Source organism: Cephaloticoccus capnophilus, from assembly GCF_001580045.1.
GTDB lineage: Bacteria > Verrucomicrobiota > Verrucomicrobiia > Opitutales > Opitutaceae > Cephaloticoccus > Cephaloticoccus capnophilus.
Window position 1 is genome coordinate 1 of sequence record NZ_LSZP01000064.1, and the last position, 3,835, is coordinate 3,835.

A 3,835-nucleotide genomic window follows, 5' to 3' on the forward strand; every position below is an offset into this window, starting at 1 on the left:
GAGGTGGGAGTTTGCTGGTGATTTTTCCCACCTCGCCCAAACGGGTTATCACTCTACTCCCTGTCGCAACGCGACAGGGGGGAATGCTTTCAAATTTGGGAATTGGTTTCGTCGCGAAGCGACGAGGCCAATTCCCAAATTAAATGGAAGCGGTCACTGACCGCCGCTCCACGCGTAGTGGAGGTCTGTCTGTTTAGTTTTTCCGGCGCTTGCGTCGCCAAGTGACGAGGGCGAGGCCGGCTGCGCCTAGGATTGCGCCGTAGGTGCTGGGTTCGGGGGCGGGTTTGGCGCCCCAAGGGGTGATTTGCCAGTAGTCGGCGTCGTAGTCTTTTAAGGTGGTGAAGTAGTCTTGGTAGCCTTCGAAGACGATTTGATTGAGCTTCAAGTCATCGAACTGGACTCCGTTATGGACGCGTTTTACGAGGAAGAGGTCTTCGTATTCGTACCAGTTACGGATGAAGAGGATGTCGCTGGTGCTGCTGAAGGAGAGGGTGTCGATCCAGAGGATGTTGGCTTGGCCGACTTCGCCGCCGCGCCAGTCGATGGTGCCTCGGCCTTCGATGCGGAGCTCTGCGAGGTGTTGTTTGGTGCCTGCGCCGTAGTTGGGGCCGTTGCCGCCGAGTTGGAGTACGGCTTGGTCGCCTCCGTATTCGGGGCCGCGTGGGTCGTAGCGCGTGCCGCGTAGGGTGATGGAGGGCAGCCCGTTGCTGCTGGTAATCGGGTTCCATCGGTTTCCGGGGAGGATCAGCCGGTCGTTGCCAGCGCCGTCGCCGATTGTGATGCGGCGGACTTGCAGGGTGCCGCGGCCACCTAACTCCACCGTGCCTTGGTGGATGTAGAGCGAGCCGATGTGGTGCGTTACGCTGGTGTTGTTATTGAAGATGAGGTCACCGCCGCGCGTTTTCACGACATCCATCCCGCCGGTGAGTGCGACGCTTCCAGTGAGGCTAAGTTGGCCGTTGTTGTGAATGTAGAGCGGGCGAGTGCCACCAGAGGTCGTAATCGTGCTGCCCAGGCCGCCCAAGATTTGGCTGAGGCCAGAGTTCATCAGTCCGCCGGAGTTGAGCGTGAGGCTGCGCCCCGAGAGGTTTAGGCTGTTGCCGAAAATCAGCGAATTGATGGTGCGGTTGCCAGTGAGGGCTGTCCCTCCTATCGCCTTTACGTTGTAGGCGGCGTTAGTCCACGTGCTCCCTCCTCCTGTGTGGTAGTCTGAGTTGTCGAGGGCTTTCAGTGCGTTGCCGACGACTTTGATCCACTCGTTGCCATTGGTCGCCCACGGGATGATGCCGCCTACTAAATGGCCGCTGGCGTCCTGCTCCACTTTTAGGCTTAGCAGTGTGTTGCTGAGGTCGCCGGAAACGTTGAGCGTGGCACGGGAGTCGCTGTCGCGTGTGAGCGCTTCGATGTGGAGCTCCACGCTCGGGTTGAACGTGTTTCTGATTAGCTCGATCGTGCTGGCTCCCGATTCGAGGCTAAGCTCGCCTATCCTTTCGGAGATGGGGGTGGCTGCGCCTTCGAGCCGGACTGTGCCTGCGGCGAGTGTGATCGCGGCGGTGTCGCCGATGCGGTTGGTGTCGCTGGCGGCATTGGTGTTCCTGATGACGAGTGCTCCGCCGTGGCGGATGTCGAAGGCGGCCGCTGCGCCGAGTTTGCCCGAGCCGAGGAGGCGCAGCTCTGCGCCGTAAATATTAATGCTGGAGCTTAGTGCAGAGTTGTTGGCGCTGAGGTCGATGCGGCCATTGCCGATTAGGTTGAGCGTCGCCGTGCCCGAAATCGCTAGGAGAAAGTTAACAACGGTTCCGGAGATTTGCTGGCCGCCCTCGATGCGAATCGTGCGCTCGCCGCTGCCGAGAGCGAGGGCGTTGTTCCAGAGGACAGTGCCGTTTGCGGTGTGGTGGCCGAAGCGCAGCTCTTGGTCGCTGCCAATGAAGCCGCCAGTCGTGCCCCAGGTGAGGGATACCGCACTACCCCCATTACCCACAAAGGTTACGTTGCGGTTTGCGCCGTAGGCGGCGAAGCCGCCGGAGCCGAGCCAGCGGATTTGGTTACCGCTAGTGCCCAGTCTGAGCGTGAGGTTGGCGTCGAGCCCAAGGACGCCGCCAGCAAGTTGGATGTTGGTGGCGGTGTTGGCGGCTGCCCCGCGCAGTGCACCGCCCACGATTCGCGTCGCGCCGCTGTAGGGATTCGAGCCCGTGAGCTGGAGCAGCCCGTCGCCGGTTTTTACCAGCCCGCCACCTGCTCCACTGAGCCCGCCCGAGAGGACGCCGTGGGCGGAGTCTTCGCCGCGCTCGACGCGGACTTCGCGTAGCGCGCCGTTTAGGTTAATCGCGTTGGCAAAAGTGATGACGCTGTTCGCATACCGTGAGCTGAGTAGCAGCGCCTGCCCGTCGCCGACGAAGTGGGTGGTGCTGCCCCAAGTGAGCGTCGCGCCGCCGCCGATGTTCACGGTACGCGCTCCTCCGAATGCCGAGAACCCCCCATCGCCTGTATCCGCCCAGCGGATGTTGCCGCCGCCAGTCCCTAGGTTGTAGTTAAAAGTACTCGTGCCGTAGCCGAGTTCGAGGATGCCGCCAAAAGCCCCGCCGTCGAAAACGAAATTCGAGGCAGTCGGCGATCCGGCAGCGCTGCTGAAGCGCAAAACGCCCGCCCGCAGAACCGTACCGTTGGCCCAATTGTTCGCCTCGCCGCTGCCGCGCGTATTGTTGAGGACGATAAGCCCGGGCCCGAGCTTGATGAATTGAGTCGTAAGCTTGACTTGGTTTTTCAGCTCGAGCCCACCCGCGCGATCCCCGCGCGAACCAAACCCCGTCGGCGCTGTTTCTTGAGTGGTTTGGTCGATCCGCATGTCGAGCGAGTTCCAGCCCCCGTCGTTGTAGAGTGCCCCGATGCGCCGAGTGTCTGCGCTGCGAACGATGCCGTCGCCATAAAGGCTGATAAAGTTGTTTTGTTGGGGCTGCTTATAGTCGAGCGCTGTTTCGCGGTGGGAGCGCAGGCCGAGTGTGCCGCCCTCGTGCACGACCTTGTTACTGCCCTCACCGAGGGCTTGGTCGGTTTTCACAATCAAGAAGCCACGCGCGTTGACGTTTATCACGCCTCCATAATTCTGATCGTTATTCCCACTGAGGATGAGGTGGACGTTTTCTGCGGTGCCTGTGGAGCCTTGGATATAGAAATTGGAGTTACTCCGATTGCCGTCTTGGTTAACGATCCGGTTCGCGATATGGATCGCGCCTGTGCCGCCGAATTGGACGTTATGGTCGGATGCCCTAAAAAGGCCGCCGATGCGCAGGCCGCCTTCCGACCAGTTTTCAATGCGGGCACGGTTGTTTGGGCCACCAAAGGAGCCGGAGAGCCGTATGTCGTTTTCGATATTGGTTTCCGACTGCTTGGGCGCAGTGGCGTCGTTGGTGACGACAAGGACGTGTCCGTCCGATGTGCCGCTATTTAACTCAATCGTGGCTGTGCCGCTCAGCGTATACCATAGCCCGGCCTTAAACCAAAGTGAGCGTACCACGATGTTTGTGGCGCCAGTATTAACGGTTTGACGGATCGAGTCATCGGTCGGGGACGGCACAACACCACCGACGGGCTCGTGGCCGAAGAGCACGTTATCCGACCCCAGTGGGGGGCCGAGGCCCGTCCAGCTACCCGCAGTCGCCCAATTACCGCCATTTGGCCCTTTCCACTCCTTTATAGTGGAAGGAATTGGCGGGGGCACAATTTGCGCAATTGCCGAACTAAGCCCGAGCCCGCCGAAAACAAATCCGGCGACGCACGCGGAGAATAGTCTTTTGTAAATCACTGATTTACAACGCGATGGGGGGGGGGGGGGAAA

1 protein-coding gene is annotated in these 3,835 nt (G+C 60.5%); it reads right to left on the reverse strand.

Features of this window, described 5'->3' with window-relative positions:
- Window positions 1-193: 193 nt before the first annotated feature.
- Window positions 194-3,574: an autotransporter-associated beta strand repeat-containing protein gene (locus tag AXK12_RS08375; RefSeq protein WP_231863610.1), complete on the reverse strand. Its 3,381-nt coding sequence runs from the start codon at window positions 3,572-3,574 to the stop codon at window positions 194-196.
- Window positions 3,575-3,835 lie beyond the last annotated feature (261 nt).